23 protein-coding genes are annotated in these 25,456 nt (G+C 33.8%); 7 read left to right on the top strand and 16 right to left on the bottom strand.

Annotation, left to right across the window (positions count from 1 at the left end; translation table 11 throughout):
* Positions 1 to 64 precede the first annotated feature (64 nt).
* On the bottom strand, positions 65 to 511 hold the full coding sequence (locus NST77_RS04900) for a TlpA family protein disulfide reductase (protein WP_171509508.1): 447 nt from the start codon (positions 509 to 511) through the stop codon (positions 65 to 67).
* Positions 512 to 748: 237 nt separating this feature from the next.
* Here NST77_RS04900 and NST77_RS04895 point away from each other — a divergent pair, with 237 nt between their 5' ends.
* Complete coding sequence (locus NST77_RS04895; RefSeq protein ID WP_095329043.1) at positions 749 to 1,600, top strand: mechanosensitive ion channel family protein; 852 nt, start codon at positions 749 to 751, stop codon at positions 1,598 to 1,600.
* 65 nt (positions 1,601 to 1,665) lie between these two features.
* On the opposite strand, the gene NST77_RS04890 is transcribed toward NST77_RS04895, so the two are convergent.
* From NST77_RS04890 to NST77_RS04870, 5 genes are all read right to left on the bottom strand, one after another.
* Entirely contained in the window at positions 1,666 to 2,793 is a 1,128-nt protein-coding gene (locus NST77_RS04890; protein ID WP_095329042.1) for an N-acetyldiaminopimelate deacetylase, read from the bottom strand.
* Positions 2,794 to 2,890: 97 nt separating this feature from the next.
* A complete protein-coding gene (gene dapD, locus NST77_RS04885) occupies positions 2,891 to 3,601 on the bottom strand; it encodes a 2,3,4,5-tetrahydropyridine-2,6-dicarboxylate N-acetyltransferase (RefSeq protein ID WP_095329041.1) in 711 nt (236 codons plus the stop codon).
* A gap of 88 nt (positions 3,602 to 3,689) precedes the next feature.
* Positions 3,690 to 4,589, bottom strand: a complete 900-nt coding sequence (locus tag NST77_RS04880; RefSeq protein WP_095329040.1) for a LysR family transcriptional regulator — start codon at positions 4,587 to 4,589, stop codon at positions 3,690 to 3,692.
* 100 nt (positions 4,590 to 4,689) lie between these two features.
* Complete coding sequence (cbpB, locus tag NST77_RS04875) at positions 4,690 to 5,142, bottom strand: cyclic-di-AMP-binding protein CbpB (protein WP_095329039.1); 453 nt, start codon at positions 5,140 to 5,142, stop codon at positions 4,690 to 4,692.
* A gap of 398 nt (positions 5,143 to 5,540) precedes the next feature.
* Positions 5,541 to 5,777 (bottom strand): YkuJ family protein, encoded by a 237-nt coding sequence (locus tag NST77_RS04870; RefSeq protein ID WP_016200943.1) that lies wholly within the window; start codon positions 5,775 to 5,777, stop codon positions 5,541 to 5,543.
* A gap of 357 nt (positions 5,778 to 6,134) precedes the next feature.
* Here NST77_RS04870 and NST77_RS04865 point away from each other — a divergent pair, with 357 nt between their 5' ends.
* A complete protein-coding gene (locus tag NST77_RS04865) occupies positions 6,135 to 6,371 on the top strand; it encodes a glutaredoxin family protein (protein ID WP_095329037.1) in 237 nt (78 codons plus the stop codon).
* A 55-nt stretch (positions 6,372 to 6,426) separates the two neighbouring features.
* On the opposite strand, the gene NST77_RS04860 is transcribed toward NST77_RS04865, so the two are convergent.
* Both NST77_RS04860 and NST77_RS04855 read right to left on the bottom strand, forming a co-directional pair.
* On the bottom strand, positions 6,427 to 7,035 hold the full coding sequence (locus NST77_RS04860; RefSeq protein WP_123257401.1) for a DUF3993 domain-containing protein: 609 nt from the start codon (positions 7,033 to 7,035) through the stop codon (positions 6,427 to 6,429).
* Between the two features lie 102 nt (positions 7,036 to 7,137).
* Positions 7,138 to 8,355, bottom strand: a complete 1,218-nt coding sequence (locus NST77_RS04855; protein ID WP_163188179.1) for an EAL domain-containing protein — start codon at positions 8,353 to 8,355, stop codon at positions 7,138 to 7,140.
* A 349-nt stretch (positions 8,356 to 8,704) separates the two neighbouring features.
* On the opposite strand from NST77_RS04855, the gene NST77_RS04850 reads away from it, so the two are divergent.
* Positions 8,705 to 9,427, top strand: a complete 723-nt coding sequence (locus NST77_RS04850; RefSeq protein WP_123257399.1) for a C39 family peptidase — start codon at positions 8,705 to 8,707, stop codon at positions 9,425 to 9,427.
* Between the two features lie 306 nt (positions 9,428 to 9,733).
* Here the strand turns inward: NST77_RS04850 and NST77_RS04845 are convergent, their stop codons facing one another.
* Positions 9,734 to 11,833, bottom strand: a complete 2,100-nt coding sequence (locus NST77_RS04845; RefSeq protein ID WP_172859387.1) for a sensor domain-containing protein — start codon at positions 11,831 to 11,833, stop codon at positions 9,734 to 9,736.
* Positions 11,834 to 12,103: 270 nt separating this feature from the next.
* Between NST77_RS04845 and NST77_RS04840 the strand changes: the two genes are divergently transcribed.
* Positions 12,104 to 12,571, top strand: coding sequence for a YkyB family protein (locus NST77_RS04840; protein WP_095329033.1), 468 nt, complete (start codon positions 12,104 to 12,106; stop codon positions 12,569 to 12,571).
* Positions 12,572 to 12,871: 300 nt separating this feature from the next.
* The gene (locus NST77_RS04835; RefSeq protein WP_217279723.1) at positions 12,872 to 13,102 is read left to right on the top strand and encodes a hypothetical protein; all 231 of its coding nucleotides are present in this window, start codon (positions 12,872 to 12,874) and stop codon (positions 13,100 to 13,102) included.
* A gap of 312 nt (positions 13,103 to 13,414) precedes the next feature.
* Here the strand turns inward: NST77_RS04835 and NST77_RS04830 are convergent, their stop codons facing one another.
* The 3 genes from NST77_RS04830 to NST77_RS04820 form a co-directional block, all read right to left on the bottom strand.
* Positions 13,415 to 14,320: a chemotaxis protein gene (locus NST77_RS04830; protein WP_095329032.1), complete on the bottom strand. Its 906-nt coding sequence runs from the start codon at positions 14,318 to 14,320 to the stop codon at positions 13,415 to 13,417.
* 314 nt (positions 14,321 to 14,634) lie between these two features.
* Positions 14,635 to 15,936 carry an MFS transporter gene (locus NST77_RS04825; protein WP_095329031.1) on the bottom strand — a complete coding sequence of 434 codons (1,302 nt, stop codon included), beginning with the start codon at positions 15,934 to 15,936 and terminating at the stop codon, positions 14,635 to 14,637.
* A 141-nt stretch (positions 15,937 to 16,077) separates the two neighbouring features.
* On the bottom strand, positions 16,078 to 16,605 hold the full coding sequence (locus tag NST77_RS04820; RefSeq protein WP_163188183.1) for an RDD family protein: 528 nt from the start codon (positions 16,603 to 16,605) through the stop codon (positions 16,078 to 16,080).
* Between the two features lie 601 nt (positions 16,606 to 17,206).
* Between NST77_RS04820 and NST77_RS04815 the strand changes: the two genes are divergently transcribed.
* On the top strand, positions 17,207 to 18,364 hold the full coding sequence (locus NST77_RS04815; RefSeq protein ID WP_163188185.1) for an aminotransferase A: 1,158 nt from the start codon (positions 17,207 to 17,209) through the stop codon (positions 18,362 to 18,364).
* Between the two features lie 45 nt (positions 18,365 to 18,409).
* On the opposite strand, the gene NST77_RS04810 is transcribed toward NST77_RS04815, so the two are convergent.
* The 4 genes from NST77_RS04810 to NST77_RS04795 form a co-directional block, all read right to left on the bottom strand.
* Positions 18,410 to 19,285, bottom strand: coding sequence for an NAD(P)-dependent oxidoreductase (locus NST77_RS04810; RefSeq protein ID WP_095329050.1), 876 nt, complete (start codon positions 19,283 to 19,285; stop codon positions 18,410 to 18,412).
* Between the two features lie 161 nt (positions 19,286 to 19,446).
* Complete coding sequence (locus NST77_RS04805; protein ID WP_163188189.1) at positions 19,447 to 22,095, bottom strand: cation-translocating P-type ATPase; 2,649 nt, start codon at positions 22,093 to 22,095, stop codon at positions 19,447 to 19,449.
* A 358-nt stretch (positions 22,096 to 22,453) separates the two neighbouring features.
* Positions 22,454 to 24,172: a phosphoenolpyruvate--protein phosphotransferase gene (gene ptsP, locus NST77_RS04800; protein ID WP_163188191.1), complete on the bottom strand. Its 1,719-nt coding sequence runs from the start codon at positions 24,170 to 24,172 to the stop codon at positions 22,454 to 22,456.
* On the bottom strand, positions 24,172 to 24,438 hold the full coding sequence (locus NST77_RS04795) for a phosphocarrier protein HPr (RefSeq protein ID WP_016200927.1): 267 nt from the start codon (positions 24,436 to 24,438) through the stop codon (positions 24,172 to 24,174). The genes ptsP and NST77_RS04795 overlap by 1 nt, the downstream gene beginning before the upstream one ends.
* Positions 24,439 to 25,096: 658 nt before the next feature.
* On the opposite strand from NST77_RS04795, the gene NST77_RS04790 reads away from it, so the two are divergent.
* Positions 25,097 to 25,453 carry a PilZ domain-containing protein gene (locus NST77_RS04790; protein ID WP_341122759.1) on the top strand — a complete coding sequence of 119 codons (357 nt, stop codon included), beginning with the start codon at positions 25,097 to 25,099 and terminating at the stop codon, positions 25,451 to 25,453.
* The last annotated feature ends 3 nt before the right edge of the window (positions 25,454 to 25,456 follow it).

Here is a 25,456-nt window from a genome sequence, read left to right as displayed (position 1 = left end):
GTCCTTATTATAACATTAAACCACTTGATTAATATATAAAAGCTAATGATTGTTTTCCAGCCAGTTATTGTTGATTATTTATGACACGGTTGATGCGTGTATTTAACATTTTTAAATTAGTTCCGCCCGCCTGGTAGTACCGCAGCTTTCTTTCCCTATCAAATAAATAGTAGGAGGGAACATATTCATTCGAAAATGCCTTGGCTAGCTGAAAATCATGATCTACATAAATGGACTGTGTCATACTATACGTCTTGGCAGTCTTTTTTATTAAATCAATATCTAAATCTCGCTCTGTTCGAGGGAAATGCACAGATATTATTAGAAGATTATCTTGATATAACTCCCTATATTGGTTTAATTCGGGCATAGCCCTTTTACAAAAATAACAACTTACAGACCAAAAGTGAATTAAAATCAGCTTATCGCCTATTTCATTTGTAAGCTTTGTTTCCCCGTTAATCCATATGGTCGGAGTATTCCAGTTTGGAAGTTGCTCACCTATTTTCAATGATTCGTTACCTTCTTTCTTTTTATTCCTATACGCATATTTTTTGCTGAACTAATCACATAAAAAGTTAGTGAATCATGTCTCCCCGCTTTTAGATAAACAGAGTATCCTTATTTGCAAATCTATCAAGTAACTAACTTATCCGAAGCTTAATAGATCCATCTCCTAGTTTATCAAATACTTTAAAGGGAATAAAAAGAAAAAACTTATTTTTCATTAAAAGGAGTACAATTTCTAATGATTTATGTTGATAAACTAAAAACGTATATCCAAAATATAGAATGGGGAGATTTCCTTCTAGAATCTTCTCTATTAGCGTTAAAAATTATCTTGATTCTGTTAAGTTATATTTTCATCAAAAAGATGGCTAAAAAGGTAATAAATAAATTATTCGAAACTTATATTCAAAAGCATTCTATCTCACGTGGCAGAGCCTTCACTTTAGAAAGCTTAACGAATAATCTAATTACCTATGTATTATTTTTTATACTCATTATTACTATTCTTCAATTGCTAGGAATTGATGCAACAGCCATATTAGCTGGAGCTGGTATTATTGGATTAGCAGTTGGTTTTGGTGCACAAGGTTTAGTAAGTGACCTAGTATCAGGATTCTTTTTGTTATTAGAAAAACAGTTAGATGTGGGGGAACTTGTATCGATAGGGGATTTTTCAGGTACTGTCGAACAAGTAGGGCTGCGAACAACACAAATTAGAGGTGCTGATGGAACATTACACTTTATTCCTAATCGAGAAATCACACAGCTTAGTAACCATTCTCGGGGAGAAATGCAAGCTTTAGTCGATATAGAAATTTCTGTACATAATAATATACCAAAAACATTAGAAATTTTAAAGGCTCTATGTGAACATATCGCCAAAGAAAACACAGTCATTACGGATGGACCAGATGTGGTTGGCATACAAAACATGGGACCAAATACTCTTACTATTAGAATACTAGCCAAAACAATCAATATGGAGCAATGGGGTGTCGAACGATTAATCAGACAAGAAGTAAAAATCGCACTTGATGAAAATGGTATTAAACTTCCAGAAACTCCGATTATAGTAGATAAAAAGAGTTAAAAAAAGGCTTACTGTCCATTTTGCAGTAAGCCTTCTCTTTTATATAAAACAGAGTTCCTCTATTCTTAATTGCCTTTTTTGGTTAAATACGCTGTTAATACATTTACAGCCAACTGTAAAGCATCCTCTTTCGGATTAAGCTTGCTATGATGTAATCCAAAGGTAGAGTCAACTCCTAGCCAAAACATAAATCCTGGGATTTCCTTTAACATATAACCGAAATCTTCCCCTGTCATGGCTTCTTTACATTCAAATAAGGTTGCTTCTGTTTCCTCTATAATAAAATCCATAAACTCTTTCGTTAATAACTCATTATTATAGACTTGATAATAACCACTTCCGAAATCAATGGTGCATTCACAGTCATAGGCGATTTCAGTTCCTTTTACTAAAGATTGAACGCGTTTTTTTACTTTTTCCATTGCTTCACTAGAAAGCGTACGCATCGTTCCTTCTAGCCTTGCTGTTTCGGCGATAACATTTTGAACCGTTCCGCCTGTGATTTTCCCAATCGTTACAACAGCACTTTCAAGTGGATTTATATTTCTAGACACGATGGACTGTAACTGGGATACTAATGTACATGCAGCAACAACCATATCATTTGTTAAATGAGGATAGGCTGCATGTCCCCCTTTCCCTTTTAAATCAATAAAGAGTTCTGATGTATTCGCAAATAATAAGCCAGGCTTAATCGCAATCGTCCCTACAGGATATTCCGGAGCAACATGAAGAGCTATTATCATATCTGGCTTCCATGCTTGGAGCTCCTCACTTTTCAACATCGGTTCAGCACCGCCTGGTCCCTCTTCTGCAGGTTGAAAGATAAATACCACATCATCGTTAATTGGATTATTAATAATATTAGTTAGCACACCTAATGCGATCGTCATATGAAAATCATGACCGCAAGCATGCATTTCAGTCGGATGCTCTGATACAAAGGATAATGATGTTTCTTCCACAATCGGTAATCCATCCATATCAGCACGATAGCCAATCGTTTTTGTTGGATTAAGTCCATTCACTTTTACGATAATCCCAGTCTTCCATGTTTTCACTTCTACACGTTCATCTGCGACGCTTTGAATCATCTGTAGTAAATATTGCTGTGTTTTAAATTCTTTAAATCCAAGCTCCGGAATTCTATGCAGCTGTCTGCGAATAGTAACTAAATCTATCGTATTCCCCATATAGCTCCCCTACTCTTCCTTTTTTATACAATTTTACATAGCTCATTAGATTACCTACAAGAAAAGCGCGGAAGTTTCTCCACGCTTTTCATCAAAATTATAATTGACGTAACTCTTGCATAATTTCTGTTTTTGATTTTGTTTTATCATCAATTTCTTTTACTACTCGTGCAGGAGCTCCTGCTACTAATGTATTCGCTGGAACATCTTCTAATACGATAGCTCCTGCAGCAACTACAGACCCTTTTCCTACAGTTACACCCTCTACAATAACAGCATTTGCACCAACCAATACATCATCTTCAATTATAACTGGTTTAGCAGATGGAGGCTCAATTACACCAGCTAATACTGCACCTGCTCCAATATGACAGTTTTTACCGACAGTAGCTCGTCCACCCATAATAACTCCCATATCAATCATTGTGCCTTCGCCGATAACAGCACCAATATTAATAACAGCACCCATCATAATAACAGCATTATCACCAATATCAACTTGGTCACGAATAATTGCGCCTGGCTCAATACGAGCTTTAATATTTTTTAAATCTAATAAAGGAATAGCGGAATTTCTACGATCATTTTCAACTACATAATCTGTTACTTTATCCTTATTAGCTTCAATTACACTTTGAATGTCTGTCCATTCTCCAAAAATCACACCAGAATTCCCGCTAATAAAGGTTTGGATATTCTCACCAAATTCAACAGCTGATAAATCCCCTTTTACATATACCTTAACAGGTGTAGATTTTGTACTATTTTGAATAAATGAAATAATTTCATTTGCATCCATCATTTTCATTTCTTTACCTCCAGTTATGTATAAATTACAATATAAAAATTACTTTACCAAACAAAAGTTATGAAAACAAGCAATTATTATTATAATATTAAGGATTAATTGCTTTCACTTTTTCTTCTTCAAGGTATTCATTGACAATCTCTATGAACGCTTGAACTTGCTTTAATTGAAAATTCGCTTCATAGCCAATTAACCAAGTCCCTCTTGTAATAGGTTTATTATTATCATTAAATAATGGTATTCTTGATAGTGACTCATCAGCTTTTCTTAAGGCAATGGAAGGTAGGATACTATATCCAATGCCATTAAAAGAAAGCTGTTTACATGTTTCAATTTGATCTACAACAATAGTATTCTTAGGAGGCATTTGCAAATTCTGATGCCACCAAACTTGTATTTCTTCGTAATAGTTAGAATCACTTTTAAACTGGATAAACGGTCGATCAGTTAAGGCAATATCTTCTAACTTAGCAATTTCTCGATCCACTAAATAAAGTGGATCATCGAATAAATGCATTTTTATCCCTTTCCAATCAGATGCACCTCTTATGATACCGATATGCATATTATCCTCTGAAACTGATTTCATCATATCGCTGCTCCAACCAGTTACTAATGATACTTTTGCTTGTGGATAGCGCTCAACAAATCGTTTTAATACTTCTGGAAGCCAATTTTGTCCAACTATACTTGCGACAGCTATTTTTAATGTTCCATATACTTCTTCTTTAAATGCATGAATGGATTCTTTTACTTCTTCTTCTTTTTTTAATGTTTCCCTTGCAAATGTCGTTACTAATTCGCCAGCTGCAGTAAGAGAAAGGCCTCTTTGTGACCTAATAAATAACGGGGTTCCCCAGTCTTTCTCAATATTTTGCAGCCTTTGAGAAAGAGCTGGCTGGGTGACAAATAATCTCTCTGCTGCTTTGCGCATATTCATTTCCTGTGAAAGTACAGTTAATAGTTGTAATTCAGAAATCGTTGACATGACATTATCCTCATAAAATAAAAATTGTTATCAAAAGAGGGATACATCTCTAATGAAGAGGCAGACAAGAGCGGTAGCCGTAGATGAAGGAATATTACTTTTAGCGTTCATTTTGATTGAGTTGATGCAAATAAATATTAAGTCGCATTAGTATGGATCTTCTTGTTAAAATTCCATCAAAATAGCCATCGTCTGTTTCCACGCAAATAAAAGGATGGTCTACTAAATATTTTATCGTATGTAATACAGAACTATTGCTCTTCACTCTTGGTATTACCTTATTCATAATTGTTTCCACTTTTATTTCTTCAAGCTTCTCAAATTCAATTCTTTCTAAGCCTAATATGCTATCCATGATGAGCGGAGTGCTGACTAAGCCATGGAGTTTATAATGAGCATCTAATACTGGTATTGCTGAGTATCCACTTTTTGTTAAGACAAGCAGAGCGTGTTCTAAACTATTTCCTATCTGCACATGTGCTACTCGTTCAGATGGAATTAATAAGTCCTGTAAAGTAATGTTTAAAAACTCTTCGCTGTGCATACTTATCATAGCCGAAAACTCCTCACAAAATATATTTATATCTCATTTTATCATAGTTCTCGGCATTATGCTCTTTTAACCCTTACTCGTTTTTATATTCCTTACAAGCAGTTGACAATGTGGGCATCGAAAAATCACATTTTGATTAGATTGAGCAGTTAAGACATTTTCCAGTTTTTCTTCCTGTGAACATTCTGGACAAATAACCGTTGGCATCATGTTTATCACCTCAACCATTAGTATGGATTCTCATGTTTTTTTCATGTAGGAAATATTTTCAATCTTTAGAGCTTTTTATCCTAATATTGATTAAATTCTCCTGAATTACTAGCTGTTAGTACTAAAAACTAAAAAAACCTTCAGCAAAATGGACTGTTCCACCTTGCTGAAGATTTTTTTAAATAAGATTACTGAATTAAATCAAAAATCTCAATCGTAATCATATCAACATTATCAAATTGATATCTTTTTGGTTTTTCCTTGTCATTATATACTTCTAGTTCAAACGTCTCAGTTTTCGGATGAAATGTTACTTGACACTTTCTCTCTCCATTTACCTCAAAGAAACGTTGAGTTGGTTCTCCCCCAGTTGCCTGCTCTTGTAGATTTTTCAATCTTGTTAATATGCCTTGTAATTGTGACATGCTCTCTCTCCTTTCAAACAAACCTTTATTAAGCATAGGTTTCACTATTAGCATGTTTCTATACACTTTCTTCGTTTAATTTAGTTACAATTCGCCTCTTGTGTAAAATGCCAATACTAACAGAATAAAAGATTATCGAGAGTTTGTCCAAGTAAAACTGAAAAAAACTCGGTGTTTTTTTATTATTTATTTCCTCTGAATATTCTTACCATTTCACAAATTAACATACACACTTTCCTTAGGAGCATAATTTCTTGCTAAAATGATGACAAGAACTTCTTTTATCACTCAAAAGAATTGCATGATAATAACTTTCTTTGTATGATTTTAGTTAAAGATAAAAGTAGGAGGAGCATTATGCATCAAATCACATTGTTTACTCAACCAGATTGTCCCCCTTGCGAATATTCAAAGCTATTCTTAAAAGAACATGGTTTTGATTTCGAAATGAGAGATATTCAAAAGGACCCTCATGCCAAAAAAGACTTAATAAAGAAATATCAATCTTTTTCCACTCCAACATTCGTAATTGATGGAACGGTCATTTATGGATTTGATTTGGAAAAGCTAAAGGAAGCTTTGAATCTTTCTTAATACTTATTGTGGCGTACAGCACCTAATGTGCGCCATAAACTTTAAAATGATTATATTAGAGATGATTTGTGTTGACATCATTATAGTTTTTATTCTCATTCTTTATATAAGTAACTTGATTATCAATGGAAAATAACGGCATATACACTAATGTACTATAGTTTTTTTCTTTACTCTTTAAAATGGACCTTACCTCTTTATCTGAAAACATATTTGTTATAAGCCATTTATTATTCAACTTTCTGATCAAAATCCCTTCATAAGAACCTTCATATACTTTTTCTCCAATAACAATTGGTTCATAATATTCATATAGAAGTATACTATTCTCTTCTTGTTCTACAAAAGTTTGTTCTGATAATTGATAAAAAGGTAGATAATATTTACCAAATTCATTACCATATGTAAAAAAGTTCCCTTGTTCTCCCTTCAGGTTTTCATTAAGAAATAAATAAATTAGTTTGTCTGAAAAATAAGGCGTTAAGATTTCTTCTATCTCCTCCATTTCTCTCGCTTCTTTACTTAATGATACTTGTGCCCGGAATGCCTTTTCTACAAAAGCGAATACTTCCTCTCTACTTGTCAAACGGCTGGCGGCGTCAATGGAATACGGAAAAACACTCCACATAGAAATAATCAATAAGATAAAGAAGCTTTTTTTCATCAAATCCTTCCCTTCTCTAATTGCTCTACCACTTCATTACTCTTCCATACCCTTTCTATTCCTAATAAAACAAGCTGAAGAGAAAATCTCTTCAGCTTGTTGTTAAGGAAGCAATAATTTCATTCGATCAAGATAATTATAGGATAAATCAATAAATAAATATTCTTTTGAATTTAACGGATAAGAATACGTCCTAACCGTTTCGCCGGTTTCAATATCACTGTATAGATCAGATAATATCCCTTTTTTTTCATTTCGCATCTTCATAATATTTTCTAAAAAATATGGTCTCCAACTCCAATTTTTATGTGCATATTCAGGTTGTATAAGCCAATCATTCTCATATTTAATAATATTGGCAGATTTCTGAAACCCATCTTCATCACAAACATACATTCGAAAAGCAGCCTCTGTTAACTCAGCTGACAATAATTTTAATAACTCTTCATAGGAAGAATATTTCTTGTATTTGACAAGCAATGCTTGTAATTGACCTTGAAACTCTTCTGTTAAATCATAAATCGTCGCTAATTTCTTCTTTTCTGAAAGGATAAATTCATGAAACATGTTTCTCAATGTTTCTTTTCTACTATTACGTTCAACGAAATTCTCCTCTGGATAATGTAAGTAATACCCTTGATAAAATCTTCCTCCATTTTTCCAAGCGAATTGAAGCTGATAAACCATCTCGATATTTTCAAATAATAAAGTAGCACCAATCTTTCGAGCAAGCATAGATAATGAATACAATACATCTTGATAAGTATGTGAGGTGGACGTAGACCGCAAAGCCAATAGATCAATTTTCAAAATATCAGGTCCTAAATCACTTAGACGGTCAAGATAACTGCTATCGCTTCCCATTTTATCAATCGCAATCTTTATACCATATGTGCGATAGTAAATTAGTAAATGATCTAAATGATCAAATTGTCCTTGATAATTTCTTTCGGATAGCTCTAGAACGATTCGATTCAGCTTGATACCTTTCCCTTCGTACTCCAATAAGGTATCTAAAAAGGCTTCTCCATCATCCTTCATCAGCATTTCAGCATCTCTATTGATAAAAAGCAATACGTCCTCATCAAGAGATAAAGCTTTATCTAAAGCTTTTGTCAAAATAACTTGATCTACTTCAAGCTTGTATTCATCTGGAATTCCTTCATCTGCAAAAAAGTCACCAAGACTTTCCGCTCCATCTTGCCCATTATATCTACCTAATACCTCATATCCAATAACCCGATGTTCATCAGCGCTAAAAATAGCTTGAAAATAAGGGATGACATTTTCTAAATCAGTCAAAATATCCAAAGCATCCATATTTTGATCGCCTCCCTATAAGAAAAGCAAGCTCCTTTGCATATCATAATTAAACTTTGTCAAATCGACGCTTTTCAAATAAAAAACCCCTATACTTAAATGGATTTATTAATTAGTTAGCAAAGGTTCTTCACTTTATATTAAGAAATTTAAATAAGCCTAATTATATCATATAAACTCCTAGCTTTCGAAATAATGATAGAAAATTCTTTCTATTCAACCCTATCATTATGGATGAAGTCTAAATTTGAATCAACTTAATTTAACCTTTTTGGTAATAATATGCCCTCATATTTTGATGAGAATTTCGTATGATAACGTTAGGAGTTGGCAAGAAAGAGGCAGTCATATGCAGTTGTTGAAACTATTACTTTTGCTCGCTCCCTTTTTTGGTTCGGAGCAAGTTTGGGAATACTTCCATATTGATGACCATCCAAGACAAAAAAGCGAAATAGTAAGTCAAGTATCAAGCTCCTCTAATAAAATACTATTAGATGTTCCTTTGGTAAAACAAAATCCAGAATTACGATATGGATGTGAGGTAACAAGTTTAACCATGGTCTTAAATTATGCTGGTGTTAAAGTAACGAAAATGGACCTTTTTAAAGACATAGAGAAGGACTTAGATCCATTAGTCCGAAAAAACGGAAATATTATTAAATGGGGAGATCCTTCTACTGGATTTGTTGGAGATATGACTGGGAAAAAGGCTGGTTATGCTGTGTTTGATAGACCGATGGAAGACCTTGTTAACAAATTTTTACCTGAAAGAGCAGTTAATTTAACAAATTCCTCTTTTCATGACTTAGAGAAACATGTTGAGAATGGTTACCCAATTGTCGTATGGACGACAGGGGATTATCGTTTACCTGATAGATGGGAATCATGGGAACATAATGGAAGAACAATTAAAACGCCATTAGATTTACATGCAGTTGTTTTAGTCGGGTTCAGTAAAGAGCATGTTTACTTAAATGATCCTTTATCTGGTAAGAAAAACGTCAAGGTAAATAAAAAAAACTTTATTGACTCCTGGCATGCTTTAAAGTCAAGAGCAATTAGTTATCGGTAAAGCCAAAAAGTTTTTTTCACTTTAATATTGGTTAAAGCTGAATAACTCTTAGTGGGCTGACTGATTCCCTTTGTTATTTGCTGCAAGTAATAAGCAAGCAGCTTGAATACACTTTACTTTGTATGCGGGCAAACACCGGTATGAGTCTTCTTGACGCGCTAAGGATCGTGTATTCAGGCTGGCTTACTCTCCTCCCTATTATTCCTAATAAAAATCCAGTCTTAACTATACACTTAAATTATAATGGCAAATTTGCCAACCATCCTTCCCTCCTAAAAGTTTATGTTCTCCGCTCATCAATCATGTTTAAAACTGCCTAAGAAATTGTTCTGCGTCTTCACAAGTCAATGGCTTTGAATAATAATAACCTTGTGCTTTCTGACAATTTGCCTTCTTTAAAAAATCTTCCTGATCTTTATTTTCGACACCTTCTGCAATTACTTCCATTCCTAAGTTTTGACCTAAGTGAATAATAGTGGTTGTAATGGCAGCATCCTTTGCGTTTGTCACAGCATCTTTAATAAAAGACTGGTCAATTTTTAACACATCGATGGGAAATTGCTTTATATAGCTAAGAGAAGAATAGCCGGTTCCAAAATCATCAACAGAAATAATAACACCCAACTCCTTTAAATTCCGCAAAATAGGAACTGCTTCTTTAATATTCTCCATAACCCCTTCTGTAATTTCCACTTCTAAGAGGAATGGCTGAATGTTATATTTTTTGATAGCCTCGCGAATCACTTCTACAAAATTAGGTTGTTGAAATTGCTTGGGAGAAATATTCACAGCGATTCTGACATCTAGATTGTAAAGTGACTTCCAAATTTTTATCTGCTCACACGCCGTTTCAATAACCCAATTGCCAATCGATATTATGAGACCCGTATCCTCCGCAAGGGGTATAAAGTCATTGGGAGCAACCAAGCCTAAGGAGGGACTCTCCCACCGTAATAGCGCTTCAAAGCTATTGAAAGTATAATTGTTCAAATCAATTTGCGGCTGAAAATACAATTTCAGTTCATTCCTTTGAACAGCTTTTCGCAATTTTGTTTCAACTGATACTATATTAGTTAAAGCTGTTGTCATATCGGAACGATAAAATTGATAGTGTGCTTTGCCTCTTTCTTTTACTCGAAAAAGTGCCTCATCAGCATTTTTAATCAATATTTCAATATCTTCTCCATCCTGTGGATACATACTAATTCCTATACTGGGACTTATATAATATTCCTGAGAATCTAGATAGAAAGAATTAGCAAAGGTTGAAAGTATTTGTTGAGCAATACTTGCTACTTCTTGTCTATTCGTTTGCGAAAGAAGAATATTAAATTCATCTCCTCCTTGACGATACACATGGCATTTGTAATTATTAAACTCTAATAAGCGTTCCGCGACTTTTACAAGAATTTGATCGCCAACAATATGACCAAATGTATCATTAATATATTTAAATCTGTCTAAATCAATGGTCATTAAAGCGAAAGCAGCTTGGTCTGTTTCCGCTCTTTTTATTTCAAGGTTTATAGCCTCCATTAGAGCCCGTCTATTATAAAGTCCTGTCAGCTGATCATGAAAAGACATAAACTGAATCTTTTCTGCTGTCTTCTTCTTTTCTGAAATATCTCTTAAGATGACATAAATCCCCTTAATGGTATGATTCACTATAATAGGTACGAATTTCGAATGAACAGATAATTCGTTTCCATTTTTACTTATTAATTTACAATCAACTGATTGTGATGTTTTTGTCAGTTTACACTTTTTAAAACTACCATAAAAAAGTGTATTCTCCTCATCTATTAGATCATAAAGCGAAAAAATCGTTTTAGCTTCGTCACTAAAACCAATTAATTTCAACCCAGCAGGATTCACCTCCTGTATAACGCCATCTAAATTGACTGTGAGAACAGCATCTAAATTATTCTCTACTAATGAACGATATCGTTGTTCACTTTCATATAATAAAAGTTTTTCCTTGATGGATTCTGTAATATCTCTCGTTATAGAAACAATGTATTTCACCTCATCTTTATCATCCTTTATAGGCGTTAAAACAGATTCTGCATAGATAAGCTCTCCATCATTAAGCTTGATTTGATCTGTATAACTATGATTTTCCTTCCTCTTACACACTGTAGAATATTCCTTTTGTAATCTAGCAGATATGTACGCAGAATTAACATCTTGGATTTTTTTCCCTATAAAGTTGATTGGTAATTTAGCGAACAAGAATGCAGCTTCATTTACAAAAATATAGCGAAAAATTTCCCCTTTCTCTACTTTCATGATAAAGACCATATCTTTAATATACATAAAAATAATTTCAAAAATAATATTCTCTATATTTGATTTGGATTGAGCGATTATTTTCTTACTTGTGCTATTCTCATTATATTTGTCCATCCATCTCATTCCTTACATGCAGCAATATAATAATTTGTTCTAAAAAAATGTACACAACCTATCAACTTTTCTTTTACTACTATTATCGGCATGTGAATCCATTTCTGTACTCAAATAGATAAAAAATTATGTCTATTCTTAAAATAAAATTTATCTTAACCTTGCTTCAGGAGCACACTTGATAGACAAGATATTTCTTTTTTATTTCCTTCTTTCGCAAAAAATAGTATAATAACTTGTACTAAACAATAGAAGGGAGAGTTAAAACAATTGAATAAGCAGCAACAATATCCGCCGCCAATACAACCTACTGTTGTAAATCTTCTTCAAGCAATCTCAGTTGTAAACCGTCATGCAAAAACTGCTCCAAACCCAAAGTTTTTATATAAATTAAAGCATGACAGTTTACATAAACTATTAGCAGAAGGAAAAGCAAAGAAAATCGGTCTACACTTCTCAAATAATCCAAAATATAGTCAACAACAATCAGATTTATTGATTGCGTGTGAAAACTATACATTTCATTTGCCTCCGACTAAAAAGGATTTTGAGGAATTGCCACATTTAGGATCTCTCAATCAAAGTATTCGAAATCCCAAATCTACTCTTTCCTTAACACAGTCTAAAAAGCTTTTATCCACTTATACTGGATTAAAAGAAGATACGCCACCTAATCATTCAATCCGCAAAAAGAAATACCAAAAGCCTGTTTTTAAAAAACTTGGTGAAAGCTATTAATTTTTAATGTACCTTGAATGAAAACGGTAATCCCCTCGATTATATCAACTAAAAGAGAGCAATTAATACTATAATGCAGCTAGGATACATTTCACCTAAGAAACAGCCACCCCATACATAAGTTGGAATGATGGGGTGGCTGTTTTACGGTATAAAAAGGGTGTTTCAAAAAATATTGTTACGTAAACCGTAACCCGAATAATAATATTTTATTTACGGCTATCTTAATGTTTGTTTAGTCTCCACACATATAACTTATGATAAGGTAATACTATAAAACTATTTTAAAGGAGAGGTATTATGCGTAAATTTGGTATTAATTATGAATATAAACAGACGGAGAAAAAAAACGGAGACAGGCTCATATCTGTAAGGGATATTGGCGAAAATGCCCTTCTAGAAGTTGAGAAAAAGGGTAATATGGTAGAAATCATTACTAATTGGCAAAACTTTAAAACAACTAAATACTCCCTACCAGTAGAACTATTTGAGAAAATACATAAAGATATTATGCAAAATAATAATGCATAATATAATGCTTGATTTGAATATAAAATAGTGAAAAGAATTTATTTGTAAAGAGGCTCCAGGAAATAATACAGGTATAGCCCATGAAAAGTGAAGTGTATTTAAGTCTGTGGTATTTACCACAAGCCTTCTTTCCTAAAAAGAATAAAAACCCAACCAATTATACGAAATCTTTATTAACCTCTCCGTATAATTGGTTGGGTCACCCATGTGCCAGTCTCTCAAAGTAGTTCTTAAAGACAAAGGAAGCTGGATTCGCTTCCCTTCTCTTAAGCAAAAAGGCAACTCCCATGCAGACTGCTAATTCATCAGCATTTATAATATGATGTTATCGATAATATGAATTAATTCATTAATCTCAGGTTTACTTACTTGAGCATTTGCTCCTACTACTTGACCTTTATGTCTTAAATCATCTGTGATTAACGAAGAAAATATAACAATTGGCAATGTTGCTAAGTTAGGATTGTCCTTTACTACTTTTGTTAAATGATGTCCATCCATTTGCGGCATTTCTATATCGGTAATCATTAATTGAGCCACTTCTTCAACCGAATGACCATCCTCTATAGTTTTTGTTAAATAGGCTAAAGCTTCACGCCCATTTTCGAAAAAGGTGATCTCCTGAAATCCAGCAGCATTTAAAGTATCTTCTAATAATTTTCTTAACAGGGCAGAATCTTCCACAACAATTAATTTCTTGTCACTTCTTTTTCTATCACCTAATTTTTTTACTTGTTGAACATTGATTCCCGACTCCGGATTAATATCAACAACGATTTTTTCAAAATCTAATAATAAAATCATTTCTCCCTTTAATTTTACTACTCCGATAATCTGGCTGTCCGTTCCATAGTACGTTTCAGATGGTTTTTCAATGTTTTCCCATGATATTCGATGAATTTGTGTTACATTATGAACATGGAAAATTATTTTTGTTTTATTAAATTCAGAAACAATATATTTGTCCTTTTCAGGAGTATCAGAAGGAGGATAACCAAGTACATTTGCAAGATTAACAACAGTTAATACTTCTCCCCTTAACTCCATAATCCCCTCTATATATGGGTGTGCGTGTGGGATTGGCGTGATTGGCACTGGATTAATGATTTCTTTAACCTTAATCACATTGATTCCAAAATGGTTCTTTCCTACGCTGAATTCTACAATTTCTAATTCATTTGTTCCCGTTTCTAAAAGTATCCCTTTATCATTTTTCATTTCTGTTTGTCCTTTCGCTCGCCTAAAAATTCACTTATTTAGCCAGACTACATCAAATTATTTATACCTATCTTTTATATCGGACTTTTTATCTACTCTTAAAGTAAGGCTCTTTAAATTTCCTAAATTTTGAGGTGAAGAAAAGTTATTCTACAACCGATAGTATTTTTAGTATCCATTTTTTTGCAAAAAAGGCTATTCATGAAAGAACAATATGAAAATATTCCACCTTCTCACGGAATATTTGCTTTTGTTAGCTTTCATAAACAGCTTCGTTTTCCTCTTCTATTTGGAAGGAAGAAATCTTTTTTCCATCAGTCTTCCTTTATACGTGCATGAATCACTAATCCGATAATAGTTAGAATGATTAAAGAACTTAGCGCAAATCTACTTGCAATATTACCGTACTCAGCAAAAACCAATGTAATTGTCCCATATATTAAAGGACCGATAATAGATGATACTTTTCCAGAAAAAGCAAACAGACCAAAAAATTGTCCTCTTTTCTCTTCTGGGGTAATTTCAACGATATAGGTTCTTGTTGTTACCCACATACTTCCAAGCGCCACTCCAAATAAACTGCCAGCTACCCAGAATAACCCTTCATTTTTAGCAAGCGTTGCAATAATAATCGCAATAACTAATAGTATCCCCACATAACGAACAGCTCTGTATGCACCAACACTTTTCGTTATATAACCAAAAACAAAGGAACCAATAATACTTGCAATGGTTGACACAAGATAAAGAACAATAAATTTACCAGTATCTAATCCAATAACCGCATTGGCATATGCAGACATCGTCGCAATAGTAGTGGCTAATGCATCATTTAGAAAAAAGTAAGCAAGCATAAAGGTGAAAATTTTCCGATAACTTTTCATTTGTTTAAAAGTTTCTATTATTTCTCGATATCCAGAAAGAACAGATTGTTTTTGGATATTTTCTTTTGGTGTATCTTTAATGAAAAAAAATAATGGCAAGGATAAAAGTAAAAAAAGAATACCAGTTGGAATAAAGGATTGATTATATGCCCCTTCATCTATAAAGAGATAAACAGTTAATCCAATCAGTGTTCCAATATAACCTATGGCTACACCAAATCCAGAGATTAATGGAATCTGTTCCTTTGTTCCTAAATCAGAAATCATCGTATCATAGAACACTAAGCTAGAATGATAAGTAAATTTAGATAAAACAAAAAAGAGGATAACAAGTGCTAAGGATATCGGAATCCCAAATATTTGTTGTGTAGACGGGATAAAAGAGAAAAACCCCATAGCAATGGTTCCAAATACAGTTAATAATGTTAAAATAACAATATATTTTTTCTTTTTTCCAGTTCGATCCATCATTACGCCAAATAATGGTGTAAAGATAACTAACAGAAAGCTTGCTAATGCATTCGCATATGTAATAAAAGTCGAAGCAATCTGTTTGGTTACTTCATTCGAACCAACCATATCTTGTAAATACAAGGGGAAAAAGATTGTATTAATATTAGACGAAAAAATAGTATTAGCCGCATCATAAAGGGCCCATGATATTATGGGCAAAGTAAAATATAATGCCAACCCTCTTTTTTTCATTTCTGTTTTATTGGTTATCGGTTCCATCTATCAAGCTCTCCTCTCAAATAGCGGGTATGGTAGCGATAAAATAACATACTCCTGTTTGTTTCCCTTAAGAACCATTTGGCTTATCCATAATGTTTGTCGTCTCACTCACATTATAGATAAGCCCACAGAGTTTATGAATTATTTTCTTACAACAATGGAACCTACAATTAAATCATGTAACGCTTGTTTTTTCTCCGTGAACGCTGCCAAAATAAAGCCAATTAATAAAATTCCTGAAAGGAGACTTGATACTATGTATCTTCCTAAACTTCTCCAGAAAGAAAGCTTATTTCCTTTCAAATCCTCTACCTTTAAACCTAATAATTTCTTTCCAATTGTCGCTTGCCATTTAGAAGCATGAAACAGTGAATAATAAAAAAGACTAATAAACATACATACTGCCATCGTTCCAAAAAAAGCGGTCATTATGGAGCCTAATAGAGATAAAATTTCAGAATCAGATAATGCATTTATACTTGCTGGATCCAACAATAATTCATTAGGTATTTCCATTGAACTGATAAATAAAGCAAAAATGATATTAGAAAAAAATAATAAAGGAAGACCTAAAATGATACTATCGATTGCCCATGCTCCAAAACGAATCCAAAATCCTGCATATTGAGGATGATTTTCCTTTTCTTCTATTTGTATAGTTGTTACCATTTATTTTCCCCTCCTTCTAATATGATAAATGGTATTTATTTTCTAAACAACCTTTTTTATGAAATGACTGGTTGAATTACAATTAATAAACATTAGAAAAACCATCCTGCTTCTTTGCTTAAAAAGTTCATAAAATGTTTATTTGTTTTTTTCTAATTTGTGAAATATCAAACAAAAACCTAGACGATTTTATGTTATTAGAATACGCTAATAGTGTAAGTTGTGAAGGAAGAAAACCGTAAATTATTTAACTAATTAAAGAGAGGAAGAGTACACAATGAAGGGTACTGCAATTCTTTTTCACGATGACTTAACGGTAACTTTTCTAGAAAATATCGATTTAGAGATATGGAAAAAAACAGATAAAATGGACAACGGAAACAGCCTTTAGAAAATCATCTGAATCAATCAAACCATGAACAACTTTTATTAATGGAGGAATACGTTGATTGGGATTATGGTTACTAATTAAATATATATTAGAGCAAGCTTGGAGCAGGGATAGATTCTTCTATACCCTGCTCTTTTTATTTGTTTATGTATTTAAAACAATCATCGCTTTTGATATCATAATAGAATACGTTACGATAGGAGACTTGTTATGGAACATTTAATCAATAAAAAAGTTAAAAATATTGAGATTTCTGGTATCAGAAAGTTCGCTAATATGGTCGCTGGAAAAAAAGGAATGGTTTCTTTAACCATTGGCCAGCCTGATTTTCCTACTCCACTACATATTAAAGAGGCAGCAAAAACCTCCATTGATGAAAACTATACTTCCTATACACATAATGCTGGAGACCTTGCGTTACGGGAAGCGGCATCTCAATTTGTAAATAAAAAATATAATCTTTCTTATGATCCTTCCAAAGAAGTGATTGTTACTGTGGGAGCTAGCGAAGCTATTGATGTTACATTTCGAACGATTCTCGACGATGGAGTGGAGGTAATCCTGCCAGGACCTGTATATCCTGGATATGAACCAATTATTCGTTTATGTGGTGCAATTCCAGTGCATGCTGATATTCGTCATACGTCTTTCCGCTTTACAGCTGAGGTCATAAAAAAATATATCACGGAAAGAACAAGATGTATCGTCTTACCCTATCCATCAAATCCAACAGGTGTCAGCCTAACAAAAGAAGAAATCAAGGAGATTGCAGCCCTAATTAAAGGAAAAGATATCTTTATTTTAGCCGATGAAATATACAGTGAATTATTATATGATCAAGAGCATGTATCCATTGCTCAATATCTACGCGAACAAACTATTGTGATTAATGGTCTTTCTAAATCACATAGCATGACTGGATGGAGAGTTGGTCTATTATTTGCTCCTTCCTATCTTTGTCAACAAATCCTTAAAGTCCATCAATATAATGTAACTTGTGCTTCTTCTATCTCGCAAAGAGCGGCATTAGAAGCTTTAACTGTTGGTATTAATGATGCAGCACCTATGAGAGAAGATTATCAAAGAAGAAGAAAATATGTGTATGATCGCTTGTCCTCTATCGGATTGGATGTAGTCATGCCAGATGGGGCGTTTTACTTCTTCATAAAAGTTCCAACAACTAAATTGAATTCTTTTGATTTTTGCCTTGATCTAGTCGATAAAGTAAATCTAGCGGTTGTTCCTGGAAGTGCTTTTTCGGAATTAGGGGAAGGATATTTTCGAATTTCCTTTGCCTATTCTATGGAAACATTGGAAGAGGCATGTAATCGATTAGAGGAATATATAAAACTACATCTAGCAAAATAAAAAACAGCTTCTAATCTTGGCTTTCACCGATTAGAAGCTGTTTTTTCAATCCCAATATTTATATAAAGCTTGTGTTCCGCTCTCATCTTCTCCTTTTGCTGACAAGCGGCTGTACAATGTTTCCGCAAGAGATAATCCTGGTGTTTCCATTTGCATTTCCTCTGCTTCTTTAAGGGCAATTCTCATATCTTTTATAAAATGCTTGATATAAAATCCTGGTTCAAAATCCCCTTTTATCATTCTAGGTGCTAAATTACTTAAGGAAAAGCTCCCCGCGGCTCCGCTTGAGATACTCTGCAATACTTTTTCAGGATCTAGTCCCGCTTTTTGAGCATAAACGATGGCTTCACTTACACCAATCATTGTAGAAGCAATGGCAATTTGATTACACATTTTCGTATGTTGACCAGAACCTGCAGACCCTTGATAGACAATATTAGTGCCCAGTATCTCGAATAGAGGCAGAAGCTGTTGGAAAACCGCTTCTTCCCCACCTACCATAATGGATAACTTTCCTTCTCTTGCCCCTACATCTCCACCACTTACAGGGGCATCTACTGCATATATATTTTTCTTTTTCGCCTCTTCATATATTTTCTTAGCAAGACTAGGAGTGGAGGTGGTCATATCGATTAAATATGTATTTTCTTTGGCATTGTTAATTAATCCTAGTTCTCCTAAATATATTTCCTCTACATCTTTCGGATAACCAATAATTGTAATAATGACATTTGCTTTTAAAGCAATTTCATAGGGACTGTCTGCCCATTCTGCTCCAGCAGCTACTAGTTCGTCTGCCTTTGCTTTCGTACGGTTATACACCATAACAGGATATCCTGCATGCAATAAATGGCTTGCCATACTTTTTCCCATTACACCAGTACCAATAAAACCAATTATAGTTGTTTCTTTCGCCAACATCCGATCCTCTCCCTTTTTTGGCAAATAACTTTCTTTTTCTAATAGTATCATGAAAGCATGTATAATTCTTCTATATAAGATTGAAAACTGCTAATAGAAAAAAACTACCCAATATCCCAATCTTTCTAAACCAGTTGGATAATACTAGGTAGTTTTTTCTTTTACTTATTACGTAATACCCGCACAAGAAGCACTTTCAGTATTTCCATTGCTATTACTGCTCCGATGGCCAATCCAGCTGCAATTAACCATTCATTTAAATCAAAGGAATCAGGAATGGCGAACACTTCTCTAGCAAAAGGCAGGATAGTAACTAAATAAAGTAAGAAACAAATACCTACTGCTCCTAATACATATTTATTAGAAAATAATCCGACTCCAATGATTGTTTGGGTGCTAGAACGCGCAGCAAAGGTTTGCAAGGAACGAGAAAGGATTAACGTGGTGAAAGCCATCGCTACTCCTAATTCATCTGAATGCTGTAAACCAATATAATGAGAGATAATTACCGCAATCCCAATTAATACCCCTCTTACAACAACCGCCCGAAGCGTCCCACCTGCAAAAATTCCTTCTTTGACGTCTCGAGGTTTTCGCTTCATTACACCAGGCTCTGATTTCTCCATTCCAAGAGCAATGGCTGGTAAGGAGTCATTTACTAAGTTTATAAATAATAATTGTAATGCTGTAAAGGGATTTGCCCATCCTGCAATCACTGCAAACAAGATCGCTATAATAGCGCCGAAGTTCCCTGCAAACAAATAGCCAATTGATTTTTTGATATTGTCAAAAACAGTTCTTCCTACTCCTACAGCATTTACAATCGAAACAAAGTTATCATCCGTAAGAATCATGTCAGCTGAATCTTTGGCAACATCTGTCCCGCTTCCCATTGCAATACCGATGTCTGCCTGTTTTAATGCTGGGGCATCATTAACACCATCACCTGTCATAGCAACAATTCGATTTTTCTTTTGCCAAGCTCGCACAATGCGAATTTTATTTTCTGGAGAAACACGTGCATAGACAGAAATTTGTTCTAATTTTTGATTCAGTTCTTCTTCTGATAATGCATCTAATTCTTGGCCCGTTAAAGCAATATCATTATCCTCCATCAAGCCGATTTTACGACCAATGGCTTGTGCGGTAGTTTTATGATCTCCTGTAATCATTACTGTTCGAATCCCCGCATCTTTTGTTTGCTCAATCGATCCATAAACAGCTTCACGTGGTGGATCCATCATCGCCGTTAAACCAACAAGGATGAGTTCCGATTCATCTTCTTCCGTTATAATTGTCTTATCTTCAAGTACATGCTTATATCCATATGCAAGAACTCTTAAAGCTTGATTGGAAAAATCCTCATTAGCCTCCTGCAGTTTCTTTAACCATTCATTTGTAAAAGGTTCTTCCCTTTCATTTACTAATATTTTTGTCGCCCGGTTAAACATAACATCTGGGCCACCTTTTACAAGCATGAAACGTTTATTATCAATGGTATGAATCGTAGACATTAGTTTGCGATCCGAATCAAACGGTAATTCTGCTTCTCTAGGATATCTAGAGCGAATTTGTTCATAATTTCTTTTACCATCATTATAAAAGTTAATAAGCGCTACTTCTGTGGGATCTCCCACTTCTCTATTTTCTTTATTAATGTACGAATCATTACATAATACAGCTATATTTAGTAAAAAAGTTTCTGAATGATTCCATTGGGAAGGATCTGGTGGTAAATGTTCTCTTTCTCCTTCCGGTATAAAATAATCGGTTACAGTCATTTTATTTTGTGTCAGTGTTCCAGTTTTATCTGTACATATCACACTGGTAGAACCTAGCGTCTCGACTGCAGGCAATTTTCGTATAATAGCACTCTGTTTTGCCATTTTATTGGTTCCAACCGACAAGACAATGGTTACAATAGATGATAAAGCTTCTGGAATAGCCGCTACGGCTACGGCTACGGCAAATAGTAACGCATTAAGAATAGAAGTTGTAACATCAACATTTCCATCTCCTAACCATATCCTTAATGCTTGAATAGCAAAAATAAGAATAGATAAGAGAAGTATTCCTACTCCTAATTTTTTACTAAATTCTGCAAGCTTCTGTTGTAATGGTGTTTGCTTTTCCTCTGCTTTATTAAGCATATCAGCAATTTTACCAATTTCCGTTTTTTCCCCAGTGCCGGTTACAACAAAGATCCCTCGGCCATAAACGACTAGTGAACTACTGTATACCATATTAATCCGGTCGCCAAGTGCTGCTTCCTCGTCTATTACTTTTTCTTGTTTTTCAATAGCTTCTGATTCCCCTGTTAACATTCCTTCATTTACTTTCAGAGAACCACTTTCTAAAATACGTCCATCTGCGGGGATAAAATCACCAGCTTCTAGAAAGACGATATCTCCTGGAACTAACTCCCGTGCAGGAATGGTGATATTGGTATTATCTCGCCTTACTTTTGCCTCCGGTGCGCTCATATTACGCAAAGCATCTAAAGAACTTTCTGCCTTTTTTGTTTGAATCACACTAATAACAGAATTTAGCAATAACACTAAAAAGATAATAAGAGATTCTACAAATTTACCCATGATTAATTGGATAATAATTACTAGTAATAAGACAATAACCATTGGGTCTTTAAATGTTTCTAAAAAGAGCTTCCAAGTTGGTACTTTTTCTTTATCTTGAAGCTCATTGTAACCCTCATTTTCCAAAATTTCTTTTACTTTGTCTGTTGATAGTCCTTGTTCAGATGACTGTAAATTTTTTAATACTGCTTCTTTATCCTTTTGATAAAATTCCACGTGACTTTATTCAACTCCTTATTGTTCCGCCTTATTAACTCCTTTTTTGACAATGATGAAATGGAACAAATAAACTGTTCTCTGTTCATATGTATAGTGGCATACTTCTATTTAAAACCCCTTCCCATTATTTAATTTCTATAAACCTGTCTAAAAAAACAATAGAATATTTGTATTTTGCCTCCGTCTTTCCTTTTCATGTATGGATGAAACGTTAAAGATAGGAAAAAAAAAACTGACTAGAGTCATCTAGTCAGTTCAAATAAGGGGAAAATGAGAATAGCGTTAAGCTAACTTGTAAAAAGAGCTTATGCTATTTTTATTTATACCCACTATTTTTAAGGATAAACCTGTTTATTTAAGAAAGTTTTGCAGCAGCTTTAACTGCTTCCATAACTTCTTCCGTTGTAGACATTTGTAATGCTTTTGCTGCTAATTCTTCCATTTCTGCTTTAGAAAGATTTAGAATTTGTGATCTCGCTTTTAAGATGGATGTAGCACTCATAGAGAATTCATCTAAGCCTAATCCTAATAATAAAGGAATAGCCGTTTCATCTCCTGCCATCTCTCCACACATACCTGCCCATTTACCTTCTTTATGTGCTGCATCAATAACCATTTTAACAAGACGCAGAATAGAAGGATTGTATGGTTGGTAAAGGTATGAAACGCGTTCGTTCATACGGTCTGCAGCCATTGTATATTGGATTAAATCATTTGTTCCAATGCTGAAGAAGTCAACTTCTTTCGCAAATTGATCTGCAAGCACTGCTGTAGAAGGAATTTCCACCATGATTCCTAGTTCGATTTTGTCTGCAACTTTAACGCCTTCAGACACTAAATTAGCCTTTTCTTCTTCTAAAAGAGCTTTAGCTGCGCGGAATTCATTTAATGTAGCAATCATTGGGAACATGATTTTTAGATTTCCATATGAGCTTGCACGCAGCAATGCTCTTAATTGCGTACGGAAAATATCTTTCTCCTCTAAGCAAAGACGAATTGCACGGAAACCTAAGAATGGGTTCATTTCTTTTGGCAGATCTAAATAAGGTAATTCTTTATCTCCACCAATATCTAATGTACGAACAACAACTGGCTTCCCTTTCATGCCTTCAAGAACAGCTTTATAAGACTCAAATTGCTCATCTTCTGTTGGAAGCTGATCTCTTCCCATGTATAAGAATTCTGTACGATATAAACCGACAGCTTCTGCACCGTTATTCGTTACCCCTTCTAAATCATTAGGTGTACCGATATTTGCTGCAAGTTCAACGTGAACACCGTCAGAGCTTACTGTTTGTTCATTCACTAACTTAGCCCATTCTGCTTTTTGCTGTTCATATTGCTCAGCAACTTTTTTATAGCTTTCGACTACTTCAGGTGTTGGATTAACATGGATTTCTCCTTTTAATCCATCAACAATGACTAAATCGCCATTATTAATTTCTTCTGTTGCTTTTTTTGTCCCTACAACAGCAGGAATTTCTAAAGAACGAGCCATGATAGCTGAGTGAGATGTTCTTCCACCAATATCTGTTGTGAATCCCTTAACAAATTGACGGTTAAGTTGTGCAGTATCAGATGGTGTTAAATCTTCTGCAACTACAACTACTTCTTCAGAAATCATACTTGGATTTGCTAAATGTACGCCTAAAAGGTGAGACATTACACGTTTTGTTACATCACGAATATCTGCAGCTCTTTCTTGCATATACTCGTTATCCATTGATTCAAACATCGTAATAAACATGTCTGTTGTTTCTTTTAATGCAAATTCTGCGTTCACTAGATCTGTTTTAATTTTGTCTTCAATAGGTGCAATTAATTCTGGATCACTTAATACTAATAAATGCGCTTCAAAAATAGCAGCTTTATCTGCACCAAGCTCTTTATTAGCTTTTTCACGAATAGCTTCTAATTCTGATTTCGCTTTATTTAAAGCTTCTTGAAAACGAGAAATTTCACTTTCTGCATTTTCCACACTAGTCTTTTCAAAAGAAAGATCTGGTTCAACTAGGCGATAAGCTTTAGCAATGGCTATTCCACTAGATGCAGCAATTCCTTGTAAAAAACTCATTATTCTGCCAAACCTTCTTTATTTAAAGTTTCTTGTAATCCATTAATTGCTTCTTGTTCGTCGTTACCTTCAGCAATAATTTTAATATCAGCACCTTGAGCAATACCTAATGACATAACACCCATAATCGATTTAAGATTCACTTTTTTCTCTTTATATTCTAATTGAATATCTGAATCAAACTTGCTAGCAGCTTGTACTAAAAGAGTCGCCGGTCTAGCATGAATTCCTGTATCTGCAATAACTTTAAATTGTTTTTCTACCATAATAAAATCATTCTCCTTTATCGATTAAGTTATAAGATGTTAACATAAGCTAAACTTTTCAAACTTAAACAACCTTAATTATAAACCAACAATTGTTTATCATAAATAATATATAATTTATATATTACAATTGTAAACTGAAAGCTATGTATTTTGTCGAAAAAAAATTAATTGTCTATGCACACAAACTTTCTTTACAACCATTTATAGCATCTTCTAAAAAGATGAGAACATGTAAGATAGTGTTCAAAATAGGCAGGTAATTTAAGTTTTTGAAAAAGACATCTCAAATGAAAGAATAGCATTTCTTTGTTATATAGACAATCAAAATTTACTAAACGACAAAAAATAGTTAACTTTATGGGGAATTTTAGGGAAATTAGTCCATTTTGGGATTAATTCCTGTTTTATAAAATCCCCACATTATAAACTTTTATTCAGTTACGGATTTGCATAGAAACCAATTTAAACTGAAAAATATATTGCATTATTTCCTTAAACAAGCTTAAATATTATTAAAACTTTCATGTTACGTAAATTCTATGTAAACATTATTAAGATGTACTTAGAATGGAAACTAAATCGTTATCAAGATTAATGCCATTTTTCTACAAGCATTAATGCTTTAACTGGATCATGGACTAAAGTGAGGGGAATTATGAGATACAACCGGAAAGAATCTTTTCGATATCAATTAACTGATTTTATAGATGCTACATTTACTGTAAAAGTTGACGAAGCTACTCTTTCTAGTAAAGGTCATGCTTCTATAAATAATATAAGCCCCAATGGGTTACGTTTTCGAACAGAATATGACTTACCAGCTGATGATACACGATTACTTTTACAACTACAGTTCCCTCTAAATGGAAGGGAAATAGTAATGCCTGGTCATATATCGCGGAAGAAAAAGATCGGGAACCTATATGAATATGGCTTTGAAGGGACAGGAGCCCAGGAAGCCAAGCAGCAGATCATCAGGGGACTGAAGGAACTTTCACGAATAGAGAACTAAGAT

The organism is Niallia sp. FSL W8-0177 (assembly GCF_038006285.1).
GTDB lineage: Bacteria > Bacillota > Bacilli > Bacillales > Cytobacillaceae > Niallia > Niallia circulans_A.
The sequence above is the reverse complement of the archived record's forward strand: the minus strand, read 5'-3'. Positions and strand labels throughout refer to the sequence as shown.